This window comes from Streptomyces sp. NPDC015131 (assembly GCF_043079975.1).
Classification (GTDB): Bacteria; Actinomycetota; Actinomycetes; order Streptomycetales; family Streptomycetaceae; genus Streptomyces.
Genome location: NZ_JBIBVB010000001.1, coordinates 246,152 through 265,702 on the forward strand (window position 1 = coordinate 246,152; position 19,551 = coordinate 265,702).

Sequence of the window (19,551 nt, forward strand, 5' to 3'; positions counted from 1 at the left end):
GTGGACGACACGAACCGACGCAGCCTAAATCGACCACACGCCCGGACGCCAATGCCGTCGTCAGCCCCTCCGGACGCGACCTCCCGAGCCGATGTGCCGGGTCGGTGCACGGCCGAGTCGCCTCAGTGCGAGAGGCGCGCACAAGCCGGAGGCGCTGTCCGGCTCGTACGGGACGTCGATGCCGGGGCCGGAATACCTGCGGCCCAGGTCCCGCCCGTGCTCCGGTCAATCCGGCCGGTGGAGGCCGTGGCGGTGGGACAGGACGATGGCCTGGGCACGGTCGCGCAGCCCGAGTTTCATCAGGATGCGGGTGATGTGGGTCTTCACGGTGCCTTCGCTGATGAAGAGCTGGGCGGCGATCTCGGCGTTGGAGTGTCCCTGGGCCAGAAGACGGAGCACTTCGCGTTCCCGGACGGTGAGCCGGTCGTGGCCGGGGGGCGGGGCCGGGTCGGTGGGGGCGCCGGTGGTGTACCGGTGCATGAGGCGGCGGGTCATCCGGGGGGAGAGGACCGCGTCGCCCTGTGCGGCGGAGCGGATCGCCTGCTGGAGGAGTTCGGCGGGGGCGTCCTTGAGGATGAAGCCGTCGGCTCCGGCCGCGATGGCCTGGTGGAGATGGCTGTCGAGACCGAAGGTCGTGACGATGACGATGCGCGGGGAGTCGGGGCGTTCACGCAGGGCGCGGGTGACGGAGATGCCGTCACCGCCGGGCATCTGGATGTCGAGGAGGATGACGTCGGGCGCGAGGTGAGCGGTCTGGGCGAGGGTTTCGGGGCCGGAGGCGGCTTCACCGACGACGGTGAGGCCGTCGGCGGCGTTGACGATGAGGGAGAGGCCACCGCGCACCAGGGGCTCGTCGTCGGCGATCAGGACGCGGATGGGGCTCACGGGGTCTTCCTGGGCAGCTCGGTGGTGAGGGTGAAGCCGCCGTCGGGGCGGGGCCGGGCGGAGCGGTGGCCGCCCAGGGCGGTGACCCGCTCCCCGAGGCCGATCAGCCCGGTGCCCGTGCCGTGGGTGGGGGCCGGGGCGGGCCGGGACGGTGGGCCGTTGTCGACGGTGGTGGTCACCAGGTGCGTCGTCGCGCGGACGGTGACGTGGACCTGGCTGCCGGGGGCGTGCCGGGCGGCGTTGGTGAGCCCTTCCTGGACGGTGCGGTAGGCGGTCGCGGCGAGCGCCGGGGGAAGGTCCGTCGCCGCCGGCGCGAGATCCAGGGTGACCTCGAGTCCGCTGTCACACGCGCCCTGGACCAGGCCGGGCAGGAGATCCAGTCCGGGCCCCGGCGCCAGAGGTGCCGCGGGGGCGCCTCCCGGGCCGTCCTCGCGGAGCACGTGCAGCATCGCGCGCAGGTCCTCCATGGCCCGGCGGCCCGCCTGTTCGATGGACCCGAGCGCGGCCTGCGCGGCTTCGGGCCGCTCCCGGGCGATCAGCCGGGTGCCGGTGGCCTGGAGCACCATCAGGGTCACCGCGTGGGCCACAGTGTCGTGCAGATCCCGGGCGACGGCCTGGCGTTCGGCGGTGACGGCCGCCTGGACCCGTGCCTCCCGTTCGCGTTCGGCGCGGATGCGGGCCTCTTCCTCGCGGGCGAACCGCTCCCGGGCCCGGCCCGAACGCCCCAGGAGCCAGACCGCCCACAGGGCGACACTGACGAACAGCCCGTCCCCCAGCGGGTCCTGGTTGACGGCGACGGGGCCGGCCCACTCCCCGGCCAGGCACAGAGCCAGCAGGGCGAGCGCGCCGCGCCGGCCGGGTGTGTGGCGGGCAGCGGTGAACGCGGCCACCAGTACACCGAGCAGAGGCATGGCCAGGTGGGTGGACGGGGTGAGCCAGGTGGTCTGCGCCACCGCGCCGGCCACGGCGGCGATCACCGACATGGCCGGGAAGCGGCGGCCGGCCACCAGCGGCGTGGCCATGCCGGCCGAGGTCAGCACATGGGCCCACAGCGGCCCGGCCAGGTCCGCGGAGGCCATGATCTCGCGGACCGCGACCAGCACGAACAACAGCGCCGCGGGCACCCCCCAGACGGGGCCGGCCCATGCGGCGGGAGTCGGCGGCAGCCGGAGACGGATCATGCAATCAGTCTAGGAACGCCTCGGCCCACGACGGCCGGGCCCGGGTACGACCAAGGTCGCATTCAGCGATCGGAGATGTGGCGGACGCCCCGGCGGGCTCCCGTTCCTACGGTTGAGGCATCCCCCTGATCCCCCTGACCAGGGGCACGACCGCCATGTCCACCACGCGAAGGAATCCGCCAGTGCACCGGACCCGATCCGCCCCCGCCCCCCTCACGACGGCTACGGGGGCAGGACGACTCGCCGACGTGGACGCGCTGCGCGGGTTCGCCCTCGTGGGCATCCTCGTCGTCAACGCCACCTATTTCGCCTCCGCCTTCCACAGCACCGGTATCGAGGACCCCGCCTTCACCTCCACCGCCGACACCGCCGTCCGCTCGGGCATCTCCCTGCTGTTCGAGACCAAGTTCTACCTTCTGTTCTCCTTCCTGTTCGGCTACTCCTTCACCCTTCAGCGCCAGTCCGCGATACGCCGAGGCACCCCGTTCACCGCCTCGTTCCTGCGTCGTCTGACCACCGTGTTCGCCCTCGGTGCCGCCCACGCCGTCCTGCTGTTCACCGGTGACATCCTCACCACCTACGCGATGCTGGGACTGGTTCTGCTGGCCCTGGGCAACCTCAAGCCCCGCACGGCCGTCATCACCGCCACCGTGCTGCTGACCACCGTCGCGGCCGTGTACGCCGGACTCGGCCTGCTCCAGGCCGCGTCCGGCGAGTACCACGCCCCCGATCACGCCGCCCTGACCGCCCAGGCCCAGAACCTCGCCGCCCAACTCACCGGCGGCCCCGGCCAGGTCGTCGCCGCCCACCTGCGGGACCTGCCCGGCACCGCCGCCGTGCTGCTCCTCTTCCAGGCCCCCGCGGCCCTGGCCATGTTCCTGCTCGGCCTCGCCGCCGGCACCCGCACCGTCCTCGCCGACCCCGTCCGCCATGTGAGGGCGCTGCGGCGGATCCAGTGGATCGGCTTCCCCGTCGGGCTGGCCGGCGGCCTCGTCTACACCGGCGCCGGCCCGCACACCGCCGGAACCCCCTACGAGGTGTACGCCCTGGCCGTCGGCCTGCTCACCGCCCCCGCCCTGGCGGCCGCCTACGCCGCGACCGTACTGCGCGCCCTCCACACCAGGAACGGCGACCGGCTCACCCGTGCGCTCGCCCCGGCCGGCCGCATGGCACTGAGCAACTACCTCCTCCAGTCCACCGTCCTGGCGCTGGTCTTCACGGGGTACGGCTTCGGCGCCGTCGGGCACCTGCCTCCCGCCGCCGTCCTCGCACTCACCCTCCTCCTCTACGCGGCGCAGCTGTGGCTGTCGTCGGTATGGATGCGCACCCACGCCCACGGGCCCGTCGAATGGCTGCTGCGGGCAGCCACCCACCTCACCGTCCCCGCCTGGAAACGCCCCGGGAACCGCCCCCGGGGCTGAGCCGGCCCAAACGCTCGTTTCGACGGAACCGGGCCCGGACGGCGGGGCCAACCAACCCATGGACAGCCGCGATCTCCCTCGTGGATTCCCCCGCTGTGCGGTTGCCTCGGGCCGCAGAAGTCTCGCCGGTGACCGTGTCACCAGGGCGGATTCAGGAGCAAGGCTCCGCAGGAGAAGGAGCGGGGTGCCTGATCACGCTGTCAGACGCTGGTGACGGAGAGCTGCCGCACGGCGGAGGACCTCTTGCGCCAGCGCGGAGAACTCCTGGTGGCAGGTTTGTACGTACTTCTGGGTGCTGCCCAGTGCGCCGTCGGACGTGCGGAGGTCGAACATGGGCTTGCGGGCGTCGTGGGCAAGCGGCATCAGACTGCGGTAGTTGCGCAAGGTGGTGATCTCGTAGGAGTGGTCGCCCTCTGGCCAGTCCTCCTTGCCGAGAACCGCTGTCCCGTAGACCCAGGGGATGCGAGTGAGCCACCGCTGGTAGGCGCGGACGGGACGGTCGAGCCTCATCTCCGGCTGCATGATCACGTACCCCAGGGGAGCCATGGCCGCACTGGGGGCGGGGATCTCCAGGGAGATCTTGGGCCGCACCAGTTCCTGCCATGTCTTGCGCCATTCCCGGAGGGTGGGGCCGAGGTTGAGGAGACCCTTGAGCGAGAAGAGATCCGCTGCCATGGGAGTGAGTACTGCGTCCGCGGCCAGCAATGCGGCCCGGTTGATGGCGCCGAGGTTCGGGCCGACATCGATCAGGATGAGGTCCGCACCGACCGCGCGGGCGGCCGAGTCGATGATGCGATGGAACGCGGTGGTGGTGCGGATGGCCGCAGGGTCGCCGCCGTATCCCGACAACCAGGCACTGGACAGCCGGTCCTCGAAGCTGCTGAGCTCCAGGTTGCCGGGAAGCAGCCAGAGCCCCTCGGTCACGGTGACCGGAGAGATGGGATCGATGTCTCCGGTGCCTTCGAGGATGGGGCGCACGGCATCGGCGAGGGTGCGCTGGTCTTCCGCTCGTGTGAAGAGCCTGCGCTGTACCGGGTGGCCGTTCTGCGCGAAGAGCTCGGAGTCATTGCCCCACAGCACCTCCAGCTCCTGCTCGTCCAGGATCGCCGCGGTGAGGTTGGACTGCGGGTCGAGGTCCACTGCGAGCACACGGGCGCCTTCGCGCTGGAGCATGTGCGCCAAGTGGTAAGCGAGGGTGGTCTTCCCCACGCCTCCCTTGTTGTTGAATAAGGCGATCGAGATCACTTCGTGCTCCTCTCCAGAGCGGCCGCATGCCGATTCCCACCTCGCTCGGATGCCGTGTGAACGCGGTGGCGGCGCACCCGGCGCAGTTCACTCGGCCAGGAGCGATCTTGTGGCTGCAGCCGGGATGATATCGAGCCGGTTGAGATGCCCGCCTGCCGATTGCGGGGGTTGGTACGGCTCAACCCTGTGGCTTCGGCTTGGGCTGCGTCTGATGGGATGCGTCCACCGCCTCGTGGGGTGATTCGGAGGGGCGCGTACTCTGCCCTCGGTCCTGCCCGTCGGGTGGGGTTGGGGGGGGAGCCTCATGGGTGAGATGCGCAATTTGGGGTGTGCCGTCGCGGCATGTGTGACCGCGGCCGTGGCCATCGGGGTGTTCGGGCCGTGGTGGAAGGACGAGCCGAAGCCGCTCGCGGGGAAGTTGCCCGAGCGGTTGGACGACCGGACCATGGGCGTTGTCGTGGGAGATCCCGCCGCGCGGACGACCGTCACCGTGTTCGAGGATCCGCGCTGTGCGATGCCCCGGGAGTTCGAGACCTCGGGCAGTGGCGCTCATCTGGTGGAGCTGGCCCGGCAGCGGAAGATCAGTATCGAGTACCGGTTCGCGACCTTCATCGACGAGAAGCAGGGCGGCAGCGGGTCCAAGAAGGCGGTGGCCGCGCTCGGGGCGGCGCTGGAGGCGGGGAAGTTCACCGAGCTGCACCGGCTGTCGTACAGCAATCAGCCGGCGTCGGAGGAGGTGGACGGGTTCACCGACGCCAGGCTGCGGAGCATCGCGGGGAAGGTGCCCGGGCTGCGGAGCGCCGCGTTCGACCGGGCCGTCACGAACGCGGCGGGCGAGGACCTCGTGATCGCGTGAACCGCGGCCGGGGGCCGGGGACATCGGCCGGATGCCCGGTGCGGATCACGGGAACCCGCGAGGCAGGTGTGCGGCGCGCCCGCACCTGACACCCGCTTCAGGTAGTCGTCCCGCGCCGCCGCCGGGTTCCCGTCGGGCGGGTGGGTGCGGGTGCACTGGGGGCATACGGCGCACGGGGACGCCGGGGCATGCCTCGGCGTCCTTCGGCGGTGGGGCGTGACGGCGGGTGCTGGGGGGAATCTTCCGGTCACCTTCCCATCGAAAGGCAGCGCCCCATGAACGAGATCACCGGTCTGGAGCCCCTGGCCACCTTCTGCGGAAAGTGCGACTGCGGCTGCCCGCAGCTGTTCGTCGACCCGGCCGCTCCCGCCGAGCGGCGGGTCCTGCTCACCGACGACTTCGGGCAGCGCGTCCAGATGAGCGTCGACCAGTTCGCCTCCCTGGTGGAGGAGGCCAAGGCCGGCAACCTGGACGGCATCGCCACCGCCTGAGTGCCGTGACGGTGTCGCGGCGGGCGGCCGGATTGCGACCGGGGGGTGCGGGGCGCGTCGTAGCGTCGGGGTATGAGCACCCTTGACGACACGGCCTACCGGTACCGCACCGCCGGCCCCGGGGACAGCGCGGCCATCGAGGCGCTGGACGGGTCCTTCACCACCGGCACCATCTTTCGCGTGACCGCCACCGACGACGGGTTCGCCCTGCGCGAGGTGGCGGTCGACCCGCCGCTGACCAAGGTGTTCCCCGACGAGCCGGACGAGGACGACGACGACCACGAGGAGGACGGCGCGGACTCCCGTACCGTCGTCGCCCACGGGGGAGCCGGGGACCTGGCCGGCTTCGTCGCCGTGTCGTACTCCGCGTGGAACCGCCGGCTGACGATCGAGGACATCGAGGTCGCCCCGGAGCACCGGGGGCGCGGGGTGGGCCGGGCGCTGATGGAGCGCGCCGTGGACTTCGGGCGGGAGCGCGGGGCCGGGCACATCTGGCTGGAGGTCACCAACGTCAACGCCCCCGCGATCCACGCGTACCGGAAGATGGGCTTCACCCTCTGCGGGCTGGACACCACCCTGTACGACGGGACACCCTCGGCGGGCGAGCAGGCGCTCTACATGAGCATGCCCTGCCCGTCCTGAGCCGCCAGCAGGCGCCGTACGACGGGCCCGGGGCCGCCGCCCGGGCCCGCCGTGTGCGTGACCGTCAGCAGCCAGGCCGGGTCGCCGTCCGGCGCGGCCGGCCGCTCGTACCACTCCACGCGCGCGTCCAGCAGCCGCCCGCCCGCCGCGCGGAGGGCGGCGTACCAGGACCGGAACGGCCCGGAGCGCCACACCGGGAGCGGGACGGCCCGCTCGTGGCCGGTGCGGCGGGAGCCGGCGCCCACCGCGCGCACCGCCGCGCCCGCCGCCTCCGGCAGGGTGCGGGCCACGGGCACGCCGTACGCCTCCGCGAAGTGCAGCAGGTACTCCATGCGCTCGGCCTCCGGCGGGGCGCCGAGCACCGCGCGGCCCGAGTCGTACCAGGCGCCCCACTTGATGTTGGAGACCAGCCCCGGCAGGCGGCCCATCTCCCGGGGGATCCAGAACAGGACGACGTCCGCGCGGCGCATCGCCTCCTCCTCCCAGGCGATCTGGTCGCCGTACGCCGGGTACGACCCGCCGGCGGCGGGCTCCGGGAGGAACACGGCCAGCCGCCCGGGCCCCTCCCAGGCGGCGCGCAGCGCGGCCACGGCGTCCGGCCGCCAGGACGGCTCGGCCGGGTCGGTGGGCGTGGGCCCGCACAGGTAGACGGACGCCTCCCAGGAACCGGGCGGCTCCTGGCCGACGTGCACGACCTCGGTGACGGTGGCGGCGGTGAGGGTCTCAGACGGCACGGGGCGCTCCCGGGGTGGTCGCGGGCAGGGTGGCGAGGAAGTCCAGCAGCAGGGAGTTGAAGGCACCGGGGCGTTCCAGGAAGCCGAGGTGGCCGGTGTCCGGCAGGTGTACGTAGCGGGCGCCGGGGACCGCCGCGGCCACCTCCCGCCCCAGCGGGGCCGGGGCCAGTACGTCGTCGGCGAAGCCCACCACCAGCACGGGCGCCGTGATCCGCGCGTACGCCGCCAGCCGGTCGGGCAGGGGAGTGCGGGGCGCGCGGCGCACGGTCCCGGCGCCGCCGGGGGCGGCCAGCTCGAACAGGTCCAGCCAGTCCAGGACGGCGCTCTCGTCGGCCAGGGTCCGGGGCGAGAGGTTCTGCGTGAGTGCCACGAAGGCCGTGTACTCCGCCGGGAGCCCCCCGCCCGCCCCGGCGTGCGCGGACTCGGCGTACGCGGCCTCGGCCCGTGCCATCGCCTCGCCGACCGGGTCGGGCCGCCCGCGGGTGGCGGCCAGCACCGCGCCGCTCACCAGGTGCGGATCGGTGAGGAGCAGCTCCTGCACCGCCAGGGCGCCCAGGGAGTGGCCGACCAGCGGGCAGGGCGGCAGGCCGAGCCCGGTCAGCAACTCCCGTATATGAACAGCCAGTTCCGGGGCGGAGTCCGCGTCGTGGTCGAAGGTGAGCGCCCGGTACCCGGCCGCCGTCAGCGCGGGCACCTGGTGGTGCTCCCAGATCCGGCCGGCCCCTCCCGCGCCCGCGACCAGGACCACCGGCGCCCGCCCGTCCGGCCCTCCGGCGCCGTGCAGCGTGTGCGCTGTCCCGCCGCTCACCGGGCCATCCTCCGCAGCGCGGTCTCCACCCACGCCGGGCGCCCGGTGTCCAGGCCCCGCAGCGCCACATGGACCCACAGGAAGGACGCCCGCGCCAGGACGTGCTCCCGCATCCCGGGGCGGACCTCGCCGCCGGCCGCCCGGTAGGCGTCCAGCAGCCGGTCCAGCAGCTCCGTACCGCCCGCGTACAGCATGTCGACGAAGTCGGCCGCCGGATCGCCGGCGCCCGCGTTCGCCCAGTCCAGCAGGCCCGACAGCACCGGGGCGCCGGACGGGCCGGGCGCGACCAGGGTGTGGCCGGGGTGCACGTCCCCGTGGATCAGCACCAGGCGGTCGGGCCACAGCCGGTCGTCGTCCAGCCAGCGCAGCCAGTGGCCCGACGCGGCGGCGGGCAGGTCCAGTTCGGCGCGGGCACGGGCCAGCTTGGCCGCGACCCGGGCGCGGACCTCCCCGGGCGTGGCCGGGTGGGCGCCCGGCAGCCAGGAGCCGTCCAGGGGCGTGGCGTGCACCGCGGCCAGGCAGCGGGCGAGCGGCTCCAGATAGCCGGCGGGGTGGGCGAGCGGGTCCGTCGACCAGCCGTAGACGAGGGTGTCCGGGTCCTCGCCGCCGGCCGGCTCGCCGGGCAGCCGGGGGTAGGCCACCAGGTCCGGCGTGTACAGCCGCCAGTCCGGCACCGCCACCGCGACCCGGTCGCGCACCGCGCGCAACACCGCGTCCTCGACCGCGAGTTGGGCGGACGCCTCGGGACGGCGCGGCTCCCGCAGGATCCAGTGACGGCCCGCCGTGTCACGGACGTGGGTGACGCGGAAGTCCCAGCCGCTGTCGTCGGCCCGCGCGGAGCCCGGCACGAACACCACACCGAGCCGGCCGGCGGCGCGGGCCGCCGCGTCCGTGAGCCGGGCGGCCGGCGGGGCCGGGGCGCCCGGGGGGACGGGGGCGCTCATCGGGCGGCCCCCGCGGGGTTCAGGTGGCGGTCCCGGGTCGCGTTCCGGTCCACCTTGCCGGTGTGGGTACGCTCCAGCGCGCCGACCGGCACGAGCAGGCCGGGTACGAGATGGGGCGGCGCCGTCCGGGTCAGCCGGACGCGCACGGCGGCGGCCACCTCGTCCGGCGCGCGGCCCGGCAGGGGCACGAAGAACGCGGCCAGCGAGGAGTGCCCGGCGCGCTCCACCCGCGCGGCGGCCACCGCCGACACCCCCTCGCACGCCCCGATCAGGGCCTCCACGTCCAGCAGGTCCACCCGGTGGCCGCGGATCTTCACCTGGTGGTCCGCACGGCCCCGGAACACCAGGCAGCCGCCCGGTTGTTCGGTCACCAGGTCGCCCGTCCGGTACCAGCGCGCCCCGTCCCGCTCGGTGAAACGGGCGGCCGTCCCGCCGGGGTCCTCGTGGTAGCCGAGGGCCAGACCGGGCCCCGCCACCGACAACTCGCCCGCCGCGTCGACCTCCTGGCGCACATGGGGCAGCGGGAACCCGATCGGCAGGTCGCCCCCGGTGTCCGGGAGCGCGGGGGCGCCCGGCCCGGCGAGCTCCACCGCGTGCGTGACCAGCGCGGTCTCCGTGGAGCCGTACGTGTTCAGCAGCCGGACGCCCGCCGTGCCGGGGAGCCGGTGCCAGCGCTCCAGCATGTCGGCGCGCACCGCCTCGCCGCCGATCACCACCGTCCGCAGGGACGGCGGCAACCGGTCGCCCTGGTGCAGCAGGTCACCGGTCAGGACGTCCCAGAACCCGGTGGGGAGCACCGCCACCGTGAGCTGCTGGTCCTCCGCCACGCGCGCGAAGCCCTCCCGCGCCCCGTCGTCGACGACCAGCGTGGCGCCCCCGGTGAGGGCCGGGAGGATCTCCTCCAGGCTGGTGTCCCCGCCCGCGCCGTGGAAGTGGAGCACGAACGCGCCCTCCCCGGTGCCGTACAGCTCACGCAGCGGCGGCACCACGGCGGCCAGGGCCCGGTGCGGGACCACCACCCCCTTCGGCTCGCCGGTCGACCCGGAGGTGAACAGCACATAGGCCGGGTCCTCCGGGCGGGCCCGGGGGAGGGAGGGCCGCGCGGGCGGCGCGGCGGTGGGGGACCAGCGCGGCCGGACCACCCGGTCCACCGGCGGCTGCCAGCCGGACTCGCCGGTGGCCACCGCCTCCCGGCAGCCGGTCCGCCGCAGGACGTCCTCCAGCCGGGCGGCGGGATGGTGCGCCTCCAGCGGGACGTAGGCCCGCCCCGCCGCCAGGACGCCGAGGATCGCCGCGACGTCCCGCGCCGAGTGGTGCACCACCACGCCCACCGGCGGCTGCGGTCCGGCCGTGCGCGGCTCCAGGGCGGCGGCCACCGCCAGCACCCAGGCGGCGAAGGTGCCGTAGGTCAGCACCAGGCCGTTGTCGACCACCGCCGGGCGGCCGGGATCGTCCCGCGCCATGGCGAAGAAGGGCTCCAGAAGAGCTTCCGGAAGAGCTTCCGGAAGAGGCCCCGGAAGAGGTTCCGGAAGAAATGAGTCCGCGGCGGACCCGGAGTGCTCCATTGTCAATTCCCGTATTGTGTCGGACCATTGGGGCGTGCGTATTGTTGTGGAACACGACGTGGAAATACCCGTGCGGGACGGCGCCTTATTGAGCGCCGATCTCTACCGCCCGGACACCGCCGGTCCCGTGCCGGTGCTCGTCCGGCGCACGCCCTACGGCAAGTCCGGGAGCCCCGGCGGGGCCTCCGTCGACGGACTGCGCCTGGTCCGCGCCGGATACGCCCTGCTGGTGCAGGACGTCCGCGGGCGGTTCGCCTCCGGCGGCACCTTCGAGCCGTACTGGCGGGAGGCGGCGGACGGCGCCGACACCGTCGCCTGGGCCGTCGCGCGGCCGTGGTGCGACGGCTCGGCGGCCCTGTTCGGCCGGTCGTACGAGGGCATGGCCGCCCTGCTCGCGGCGGGTGAGCGGCCACCCGGCCTGAAGGCGGTGGCCGCACAGGTGGCGGGCTCCCGCTTCGACGAGGGCTGGACCCGCCGGGGCGGCGCCCTCCAGCTCGGCTTCCTGCTGTACTGGGTGCTGTACGACCTGCTGCTCGACGGGGCCGGGCTCGACGGGCCGGACCGCGCCGAGGTGGCCCGCGCGGTCGACCGGATCGACGCGCTGTACGCGGACCCGGACACCGCCGCGAAACTCCTGGACCGGCTCGCCCCCTATTACCGGGAATGGCGCGAGCACCCCTCCGGCCATTCCTACTGGAAACGCGCCGCACCCCGCGAATCCGCCTCCTCCGCGGGCATTCCCGTGCTCCAGCTCACCGGCTGGTACGACCTTTTCCTCGACGGCGCCCTGGAGAATCACCGGGAAATCCGCGCACACGGCGGGGACGCCCGCCTGGTGGTCGGCCCGTGGTCCCACTGCGTCACCGGCGGGATCTTCCCCCAGCGCCGGTACGGGCTCGCCGCCGACGAGCAGCGGCTCGACGTCACCGGCCTCCACCTGGACCACTTCGACCGCCATCTGCGCGGCCGCCCGCAGGCCGGAGCCCCGGCCCCGGAGCGGGCGCGGCTGTTCCTCACCGGCGCCGACGAGTGGCGCGCCTTCCCCGACTGGCCGGTCCCCGGCACCGAGGCGTACGTGCTCCACCTCGACGGCCGGCGGCTCACCCCCGGCCCCGCGCCCGAGGCGCCCGGCAGCGACACGATCCGCCACGACCCGGCCGGGCCGGTGCCCACCACGGGCGGTGCCACCGCCCAGCCCGGCCAGTACACCGGCGGCGACTGCGGGCCGCTGGACCAGCGCGAGGTGGAGCGGCGGGACGACGTGCTGTGCTTCACCGGCCCCCCGCTCACCGAACCCCTCACCGTGGTGGGCGACACCGTCCTCACGGTGTACGTCACCCCGGACGCGGCGGGCGCCGACGTCACCGGAAAGCTGGTGGACGTCGCGCCCGACGGCCGCGCCGAGCTGCTGTGCGACGGGGTGCGCCGGCTGGAACCGGCACCGGCAGCACCCCCCGGGGACACCGGTCCGGTCGAGGTCACCGTGCAACTCGGCGCCCTGGGACATGTGTTCCGCCCCGGTCACCGCGTCCGCCTGGAGGTGGCCGCCTCCAACTTCCCGCGCTTCGACGTCCACCCCCGGGTGGTCGCGCACCACACCGTCCACCACGGCGGCGACCACCCCTCACACCTGCTGCTGCCGCGCCTCGCCGGCGGCTGACGCACCGGAGGCCGGCCCGGCGGCGTCCTGGTGGAAGACCGACAGGTCGGCCAGCCGCTCGATCCGCCGCCCGGCCTCCCAGTGCGCCCGCCGCAGCCGCCGCAGCTGGGCGGGCGTCAGCCGGGTGCTGTGCTGCGGGATGGACCGCACCATGCGGGCCCGCTTCGCCGACGCGGGGTAGCGGTCCCGTACCCGGTAGGGGTCGTTGAGCAGGTGGTGCGCGGTGCCCGCGTGGAAGGCGGCCTTCAGCAGCGCGTAGTACGCGGCGGCGGCCGGGCCCTTGTCGCGGGCGCAGTGCACCAGGGTCCTGGCCGCTTCGTACAGCCGCCACACCACCGGCACCGCCGGGGTGGTGAACACCCCGGTCTCCTGGGCGATGCCCTCGCCGACGCCGTACCGGAAGTAGCTGCGCATGTTGGCGAAGCCGTGCTGGGCGTCGTGGAAGATCCGCGCCTCGGGCAGGTACACCACCGGGATCCCGGCCAGCTGGAGCCGGAAGTCGAACTCCCGGTCCTCGCACCAGTGGATCAGCTCGTCGAAGTGGTAGCCGCCGATGTGGTCGACGATCGCCCGGTTGTAGATCAGCGGCGGCGACAGCGCGCTGACGTAGTCCCCCTCGTCGAACTCCCGCACCCGGGCGGTGAGCCGGCTCAGCAGGCCCTCCGACTCCCCGTACACCACCTGCCCCTTCACCACCGGGCTGGTGAGGACCGCGCGGACCATCGCCCGCACCACGCCCGGCGCGAAGGTGCAGTCGGAGTCCATCAGCAGCAGGTACTGCCGGTCGGTCGCGGCGGCGCCCGCGTTGTACGCGGCCCCGAGATTGCCCACGTCGGCGATCTCGGTGACCGTCAGCGGGCGCGGGTGGTCGGCGATCAGCTTCAGCACCGCGTCGCTCGGGCCGTTCAGCGCGAGGACGATCTCCACGTCCTCGTCGATCGACGCGATGCAGTCAGCGATCCGGAGGTCGTCGCGGAGGGCGACGACCACGGCGGTGCGGGCGATCCCCTTGTCGACAGCGGCCTCGTCCACCGGGTCCATCGGATTCTCCCTCGTGATGTCGGTACGTCGGGGGGTGTACGCGTCCGGCGGCGCCGCCTGCCCGGGCGCGCTCACCGCTCCGGCGCCTTGAACCGCAGCGGCAGGGCGCGCAGGGTGCGGGCGGCGACCGCCTCGGCTTCCGCCGGGTCGTCGGCGTGGGCGATCACCCCCGCCAGGACGTCGGCCCCGCCGCGATAGGGCGGCACCACGGTCCCGGGCGCCAGGTCCATGCCCCAGAAGACGTCGTGCACCCCCGCCCGGCGGGCCACGTCCCGGGGGTTGCCGACCCACTCGACCACCCCGCCGTCCGCCGGCAGGAACCGCTGCACCGCCGCCCGGTCACGGTCCGGACGCAGCTCGGACAGCTCCAGCGGACGGCCCGTGGCCAGGCGTACGACATTGGGCAGCGGGTCCACGCCGGTGGCCAGCCGCATCACCTCGGTGGCGATCCGCGCCCCGGTGATCCGGCAGGTGATCTCCAGCAGCACCACCCGGCCGTCCCGGGTGACCAGGATGTCCGTGTTGATCACCGCCGGGTCCAGGCGCAGGGCCAGCGCCCCGCGCCGCACCACGTCCGTGACCTCCTCGATCCGCTCCGCGGACAGCCGGCTGGGCAGGGTGTCGCCGCCCTCGAAGAAGTACGGGGCGAACTCCTCCTTGCGCCCGTACTCCCGGTCGGCGAAACCGAACCGGTGCAGCTCCCCGCCGGTCATGAAGGCCGCCAGCGTGTGCTCGGTGCCCTCCAGGAACTCCTCGACGACGATCCGCCCCGCCGGGCTCAGCCGCAGCGCCTCGGCCGCCCGCTCCCGTACCTCACCCGGCGAGGTCACCTTCATCACGCCCACCGAGCCGGTCTGGTCGCAGGGCTTCAGCACGGCCGGCAGCCCCACCTCGCCCACCGCCCGCACCGCCTCCGCCGTGCTCCGTGCGACCGCGAAGCGCGGCACGTCCAGCCCCGCCCCCCGCAGGATCGCCAGCCGCCGGTCCTTCAGCGTGCAGTCGAGCGCCGTCTCCACCGGCAGCCCCGGGCAGCCGAACCGGTCCGCCAGCAGGCTGATCACCGGCGGGTTGTCGGCGCCCAGCGAGAACACCCCGTCCAGCCGGTCGACGCCCGCCGCCGACAGCTCCGCGAGCACCGCGCCGGCGTCGGCCGGGTCGCACGCCAGCAGGGTGTCGGCCGCCTCCCGCGCCCGCTCGGTGGGCGTGTCCGTGACCACCACCAACTCCCGCCTCGGCGAGCGCAGTTCACCCAGCGAGTGGTCCATCCCCGAGCCGACCCCGCAGACCAGCAGCCGCTCAGTCACGACCGCCCCCGGATCCGGCCGGCCCGCCGGGCCCGGCGGGCCCGCGCAGGCTCAGCACCTGGAACACCTCCGCGTGCCCCGACCCGGACGCCAGCGCGCCCCGGTAGCGGGCCAGCCCCCGGATGCCCTCGTCCCAGGCCGCGTGGCGCAGCTGCGAGACGTACGCCCGCATCGCCTCGACCTTGGTCTCGATCTGGCCCCCGATGTCCTCCGCGTACTGGAACCGCGCCATCGGCGCCCACACCTCGTACCCCAGGACCAGCCGGGGCGCCGGCATCGGCGGCCCGCCCGCCTCCTGGAAGAACTCCGACTGGGCCATCCACAGCGCCTCGGTGGTCAGCTGGTGCACCATCCGGTGCTCGACGTCGTCGTCGTTGTCGTGCGGCAGGTACACCACCTGGGGCCGCACCTCCCGCAGCACCCGCACCAGATTCAGGTGGACGCGGCGGGAGAGCGCGAAGTCCCGGGACGGCTCGTCGAAGCGGACCACCCGGTGCACGCCCAGCGTCTTGGCCGCGTTCTCCGTCTCGGCGGCGAACTCGGCGTCCGACACCGCGTCGTCCAGGGCGCTGCGCTCCCGCCCGATGACCACGACCACCGTCACCCGGGCGCCGTCCCGCACATGCTTGGCCAGGGAGCCGCCGCAGCCGATCACATCGTCGTCCGGGTGCGGCGAGACCACCAGGACGTCGGTGACCCCGGTCATGACCGCGCCCCCGGCACCTCACGGGCCCAGACCGCCCACTGCCCGGTCAGCGCCGCGCCCTCGGCGAACGGGGTGCGCGCGGTGAAGCCCAGCAGGCGCCGCGCCTTGTCGTGGCGGGCCCGCGCGGTCGAGCGGTACAGCTCCAGCTCCCAGCCGGGCACCGGGCCGCCGTCCCCGGGCACCTCCGCGCCGTCCGGGGCGGCCAGGCCGCGCAGCGAGCGGATCGCGTCGAAGAAGTCCCCCCAGCCGAGCGGCTCGTCGTGCCCGACCAGGAAGCGCTGCCCGGCCGCCGCCTCCGCCACGGCCGCCGACAGGACCGCGTCCACCAGGTCGTCGACGTACACGGCGTTGCACACCCCGGCGTCCCCGCCCGACGGCAGCGCGGCGAAGTCCGCCTCGGGACGCCGCAGTTGGGCGGTCGTCCACTGGCCGCCCCACGGCCCGTACACCACGCCCGGCTGGAGCACCACCGTCTCCAGGTCCCGGCCGTGGGCGTCGAGGACCAGCCGCTCGGCGGCCAGCTTCTGCTGCTCGTACTCGCGGTCGGCGGGGTCGGCCGGGCGGGCCGGCGACTCCTCGGTCAGGTCCCCGGCGACCGCCGGGTCGTACACGTCGACGGTGCTCAGGTGCACCAGGCGCCGCACCCCGGCCGCCCGCGCGGCGGCCAGCACCTGGGCGGTGCCCTCGACGGAGGCCGCCCAGCGGTCCGCCTCCTCGCCGGAGCTGCCGAACGCGCAGTGCACCACCGTGTCGCAGCCCTCGAACGCCGCCCGCAGCGCCTCCGGGTCCAGCAGGTCGGCCCGGCGGAACGCCAGCCGCTCCTGCGGCAGCACCGACAGCCGCGCGGCCCGGCCGAAGCCCCGTACCACCGGCCGCACCCGGGCGGACGTGGACAGCGCCAGCCGCTCGACCACCCGGCCGCCGATGAATCCGCTCGCCCCGGTCACCGCCACCGTGCGGCCCGCGAGCGCGGAACCGGCGCCCGCCTCCCCGCCGTCCGCGACCGCTCCCCGGGTGGTCCACGGCCGGGCGGCCTCCCGGCGGGCGGCGCCGTAGCACTCCTGGATCAGCTCCACGACCCGCAGCCCGTCCTCAGGGACCGAGTGCGGCACGGCGTCCCCGCGCACCGCCGCCGCGAAGTTGGCGAGCTGCTCGGTGAACAGCAGCTCCCACTCGCCCTGGGCGGGCGCGACCGCCTCCACGTCGCCCCGGTGCAGCTCCTCCCCGTCCGCCGTCACCAGGGTGCACTCGCCGGCCGGGAAGTCGGTGCCGATGGTGACCGTCGCCCGGGTGCCGGTCACCGTGCAGGAGATGCCCAGGTCGCGCAGGCGGCTGAAGGCACAGTGCACGTCGACCGCGCCGAACCGCAACCGGGCCTCGGTGTCCGCCTCCACCCCGCCCAGCGCGTCGTCCTCGTACCGCACGACCTCGGCGTCCGGCCCCAGCCACCACAGCAGGGTGTCGAAGACGTGCGAGCCGGTGTCGGTGAGCACCCCGCCGCCCGCGAGCCTCCGGTCGAACATCGACCAGGACACCGGCTCCCAGGCGTACGGGTGCCCCTCCGACCAGTCCACGCGCACCACCTCGCCCAGGTCGCCGCCCTCGATGAGGCGCTTGACCCAGGCGTACGCGGGGAAGAGCCGGCGCGGATGGGCCATCGCCAGCACGGGGGAGGAGGGCTCGGCGGCCAGGGCGACCAGCCGCCGGGCGTCCTCGGCCGAGGTGGTCATGGGCTTCTCCAGCAGGACGTGCTTGCCGGCGGCGAGCAGCGCCTCCACGGTCGCGGTGTGCGCGGTGTGCGGCACGACGACCACGGCCGCGTCGAAGGCGCCGGCGGCGTCCGCCGGATCGGTGGCGATCACCACGTCGTCGGCGCCGGTGCCGCCGAGCTCGCGGTACAGATCCAGCGCGGCCCGCGCCTGCCGCGGGTCCCGGTCGATCAGCGCGGTGAGCTGGACGTCGCCCTTGAGCGGCGGCAGGGCGGGCAGGTGGCAGCCACGGGCGGCGGCGCCGCATCCGACGATGGCGAGGCGTACGGGAGACATGGGTACTCCAGGGTCCGGGGAAGGGCCGGCACGGGCCGGGGGGCTCGGGCGGGGCTGGGGCTGGGTCGGGGCTGGGGCTGGGGGCTTGCCGGGGGTCGGCGGATCGGAGGGTCGCGGGGGCGGACGGTTCAGAGGGGTCAGGGCGCGGCGGGCGGGTGGTGCACCCAGACGTTGGGCTCGGTGTACGTCCCGTGGCCGTCGTCGGTGACCCGCAGCGGCACCAGGCCGCCGGGCAGCGGGTGGTCGCCCGGTCCGGGGAGCGCGTGGCCGAGGTACTCCTCCCAGCGGGCCACCGGCTGACGGATCACCAGGGACCGGGCGGCGATGCCCAGTTGGCGGGCGCCCAGCTCCAGGTGGGTCCGCAGCCACGGGTCGAAGCAGTGGCCGTCGGGGCCGCGCCACGCGGCGTACTCCTCGATCGGGATCAGCGGGTACCGGGGCTTGCGCGTCGGGCGCACCGGGACGATCACCCCGCGCGGACACCGCCCGGCGGCACGGGCGCGGGCCTCGCGCAGCAGCCGCTCGGCGTGGCCGGCCGCGCGGTGCGCCGGGTCGACGGACACCGACAGCATGCAGAGGGCGTCCGGACGGTCCGGCGGCTCCCGGTCGGCGGCCTCGACCAGCACCTCGTCACTGCCGGAGGGCAGCGTCGAGGCGGCGCCGTCCCACCGCACGGGCAGCCCGTTGGCCGCCGCGACCAGCTTTCCGGCGCCGTCCACCAGACACAGCTGGTCGGCGGGGTGGCGCTCGTACATCTCGTGCCAGCGCCAGTTGCCGGGCGACTCCCAACTCATGAACGCGGGCATGTTGGCGCCGATCAGCGCGTCCACCTCGGGCCGCAGCCACGGGTCGCGGGACAGGTCGGTGAGGGTGAGTGCCACCGGTGCGCTCAGCCCAGCAGCCGGGTCTCGGCGGTGGCCCGCATCGGCCGGGAGCGCCGCAGGTCGGAGGTGACGCACACCCGCTTCAGCCAGCGGTCGGTGCCGTCGTAGCGCGGGGTGAACGGCAGCCGACCGTGCACCGCCCGGTGGTTGTCGATGAACAGCACGTCGCCCTGGTTCGCCACGACCTCGTGCATCCCGGCGTCCACCACCTTGAACAGCGCGTCGTACGCCCTACGGGCCTCGGCGTCGTCCTCCGGTACGGAGGTGAAGTACGGGTCCAGCCGCATGTAGGGGTCCTGGCGCGAGCCGTACAGCAGGGGCATCAGCGGCCGTTCGTCGATCATCCGCTGGATGGTGGCGAAGCGGGCGGCCTCCTCGGCGGAGGCGATGGTGTTGTTCTTCGGCAGGTGCGACTCGTCCGGCGCGATGTGGAAGCGCGGTTCGAAGAGGATGTCGATGTCCGCCTCGGACAGCGAGCCGAGGTCCAGCTCGCCGACCGTGGTCGGCACCCGGTCGGGGTTGCGCAGCGCGCCGAGGATCAGGTAGTCGCTGCGGTACGGGTGGAACGCGTCCTCGGTGTGCCAGGTCAGCAACTCCTTGCTGCCCATGCCGAGCTGGTCGTTCTCGTGCCGGCGGATCGGGAAGATGTCGTGCACCAGGTGGCCGTCCTGCTGCGTGGCCCAGCCGAACGGCTCGCCGAGCAGCGCCGAGTACAGCATCAGCAGCAGTTCCTCGGGGAACTCGGGGCCGGGCCGGCGGCGGCCGCGCCAGTGCTCGGGGGTGGGCCCGATGCGCTCCTGGTCGAAGAGGTGGCCGCCGATCACCGTGTGGCCGTGGCGGTCGGCCAGCCGGAAGTCGCGGACGAAGCGCTGCACGCCCAGCGGCAGCCGTACCGCGAGGCGCGGCAGGTCGCGCAGCAGGCCGGGGTCGTCGACGGACGGGTATTCGGCCGCGAGGGAGAGGGTGAGCTCCGCCGTCTCGGCGGCCTCGTCGGGGGAGAGCGTGTAGCTGCGTGTGGACTGGTCGGTGAGGTTCGACATGGCCAACTCTCGCTGAGTGGTCGGGGATGGTTGCTGCCCCCGGCCGGCCGGAGCCGGGCCGGTGGGCCCTCGGGTGGTACGGGACGGCCGCCGGCCGCC

General features: G+C 74.5%; 18 protein-coding genes. 5 read left to right on the forward strand and 13 right to left on the reverse strand.

What is annotated here, in order from left to right; genetic code table 11:
* Positions 1–225: 225 nt before the first annotated feature.
* Together ACF08D_RS00950 and ACF08D_RS00955 are read right to left on the reverse strand one after the other, a co-directional pair.
* Complete coding sequence (locus tag ACF08D_RS00950) at positions 226–885, reverse strand: response regulator (RefSeq protein WP_392220266.1); 660 nt, start codon at positions 883–885, stop codon at positions 226–228.
* Entirely contained in the window at positions 882–2,066 is a 1,185-nt protein-coding gene (locus ACF08D_RS00955; protein WP_392220268.1) for a sensor histidine kinase, read from the reverse strand. Before ACF08D_RS00955 ends, ACF08D_RS00950 begins: the two co-directional genes overlap by 4 nt.
* A gap of 248 nt (positions 2,067–2,314) precedes the next feature.
* Here ACF08D_RS00955 and ACF08D_RS00960 point away from each other — a divergent pair, with 248 nt between their 5' ends.
* Positions 2,315–3,487 carry a DUF418 domain-containing protein gene (locus ACF08D_RS00960; protein ID WP_392220269.1) on the forward strand — a complete coding sequence of 391 codons (1,173 nt, stop codon included), beginning with the start codon at positions 2,315–2,317 and terminating at the stop codon, positions 3,485–3,487.
* 192 nt (positions 3,488–3,679) lie between these two features.
* Here the strand turns inward: ACF08D_RS00960 and ACF08D_RS00965 are convergent, their stop codons facing one another.
* Complete coding sequence (locus ACF08D_RS00965) at positions 3,680–4,732, reverse strand: ParA family protein (RefSeq protein WP_392220271.1); 1,053 nt, start codon at positions 4,730–4,732, stop codon at positions 3,680–3,682.
* A 304-nt stretch (positions 4,733–5,036) separates the two neighbouring features.
* Between ACF08D_RS00965 and ACF08D_RS00970 the strand changes: the two genes are divergently transcribed.
* The 3 genes from ACF08D_RS00970 to ACF08D_RS00980 all read left to right on the forward strand — a co-directional run bounded on the left by ACF08D_RS00970 (position 5,037) and on the right by ACF08D_RS00980 (position 6,721).
* A complete protein-coding gene (locus ACF08D_RS00970) occupies positions 5,037–5,588 on the forward strand; it encodes a DsbA family protein (protein WP_392220272.1) in 552 nt (183 codons plus the stop codon).
* A 275-nt stretch (positions 5,589–5,863) separates the two neighbouring features.
* A complete protein-coding gene (locus ACF08D_RS00975) occupies positions 5,864–6,079 on the forward strand; it encodes a hypothetical protein (protein ID WP_392220274.1) in 216 nt (71 codons plus the stop codon).
* Positions 6,080–6,151: 72 nt separating this feature from the next.
* Entirely contained in the window at positions 6,152–6,721 is a 570-nt protein-coding gene (locus ACF08D_RS00980; protein ID WP_392220276.1) for a GNAT family N-acetyltransferase, read from the forward strand.
* On the opposite strand, the gene ACF08D_RS00985 is transcribed toward ACF08D_RS00980, so the two are convergent.
* The 4 genes from ACF08D_RS00985 to ACF08D_RS01000 are packed head-to-tail and all read right to left on the reverse strand — an operon-like array spanning position 6,694 to position 10,670.
* Positions 6,694–7,455, reverse strand: a complete 762-nt coding sequence (locus ACF08D_RS00985; RefSeq protein WP_392220277.1) for a nucleoside 2-deoxyribosyltransferase domain-containing protein — start codon at positions 7,453–7,455, stop codon at positions 6,694–6,696. The genes ACF08D_RS00980 and ACF08D_RS00985 overlap by 28 nt on opposite strands.
* A complete protein-coding gene (locus tag ACF08D_RS00990) occupies positions 7,445–8,263 on the reverse strand; it encodes an alpha/beta fold hydrolase (RefSeq protein WP_392220278.1) in 819 nt (272 codons plus the stop codon). Before ACF08D_RS00990 ends, ACF08D_RS00985 begins: the two co-directional genes overlap by 11 nt.
* Positions 8,260–9,207 carry a macrolide 2'-phosphotransferase gene (locus ACF08D_RS00995; RefSeq protein ID WP_392220280.1) on the reverse strand — a complete coding sequence of 316 codons (948 nt, stop codon included), beginning with the start codon at positions 9,205–9,207 and terminating at the stop codon, positions 8,260–8,262. Before ACF08D_RS00995 ends, ACF08D_RS00990 begins: the two co-directional genes overlap by 4 nt.
* Complete coding sequence (locus ACF08D_RS01000) at positions 9,204–10,670, reverse strand: AMP-binding protein (RefSeq protein ID WP_392220281.1); 1,467 nt, start codon at positions 10,668–10,670, stop codon at positions 9,204–9,206. The genes ACF08D_RS00995 and ACF08D_RS01000 overlap by 4 nt, the downstream gene beginning before the upstream one ends.
* A gap of 136 nt (positions 10,671–10,806) precedes the next feature.
* Here ACF08D_RS01000 and ACF08D_RS01005 point away from each other — a divergent pair, with 136 nt between their 5' ends.
* Positions 10,807–12,432: a CocE/NonD family hydrolase gene (locus tag ACF08D_RS01005; RefSeq protein WP_392220282.1), complete on the forward strand. Its 1,626-nt coding sequence runs from the start codon at positions 10,807–10,809 to the stop codon at positions 12,430–12,432.
* Here the strand turns inward: ACF08D_RS01005 and ACF08D_RS01010 are convergent.
* The 6 genes from ACF08D_RS01010 to vioC all read right to left on the reverse strand — a co-directional run bounded on the left by ACF08D_RS01010 (position 12,397) and on the right by vioC (position 19,452).
* On the reverse strand, positions 12,397–13,473 hold the full coding sequence (locus ACF08D_RS01010; protein WP_392220283.1) for a glycosyltransferase: 1,077 nt from the start codon (positions 13,471–13,473) through the stop codon (positions 12,397–12,399). The genes ACF08D_RS01005 and ACF08D_RS01010 overlap by 36 nt on opposite strands.
* A 71-nt stretch (positions 13,474–13,544) precedes the next feature.
* Positions 13,545–14,777 carry an ATP-grasp domain-containing protein gene (locus tag ACF08D_RS01015; protein WP_392220284.1) on the reverse strand — a complete coding sequence of 411 codons (1,233 nt, stop codon included), beginning with the start codon at positions 14,775–14,777 and terminating at the stop codon, positions 13,545–13,547.
* Complete coding sequence (locus tag ACF08D_RS01020; protein ID WP_392220285.1) at positions 14,770–15,483, reverse strand: PIG-L deacetylase family protein; 714 nt, start codon at positions 15,481–15,483, stop codon at positions 14,770–14,772. Before ACF08D_RS01020 ends, ACF08D_RS01015 begins: the two co-directional genes overlap by 8 nt.
* The gene (locus ACF08D_RS01025; protein WP_392220286.1) at positions 15,480–17,528 is read right to left on the reverse strand and encodes an NAD-dependent epimerase/dehydratase family protein; all 2,049 of its coding nucleotides are present in this window, start codon (positions 17,526–17,528) and stop codon (positions 15,480–15,482) included. Before ACF08D_RS01025 ends, ACF08D_RS01020 begins: the two co-directional genes overlap by 4 nt.
* Positions 17,529–17,665: 137 nt before the next feature.
* Positions 17,666–18,409: a hypothetical protein gene (locus tag ACF08D_RS01030; protein WP_392220287.1), complete on the reverse strand. Its 744-nt coding sequence runs from the start codon at positions 18,407–18,409 to the stop codon at positions 17,666–17,668.
* An 8-nt stretch (positions 18,410–18,417) separates the two neighbouring features.
* Entirely contained in the window at positions 18,418–19,452 is a 1,035-nt protein-coding gene (gene vioC / locus ACF08D_RS01035) for an arginine beta-hydroxylase, Fe(II)/alpha-ketoglutarate-dependent (RefSeq protein WP_392220288.1), read from the reverse strand.
* Between the last annotated feature and the right edge of the window lie 99 nt (positions 19,453–19,551).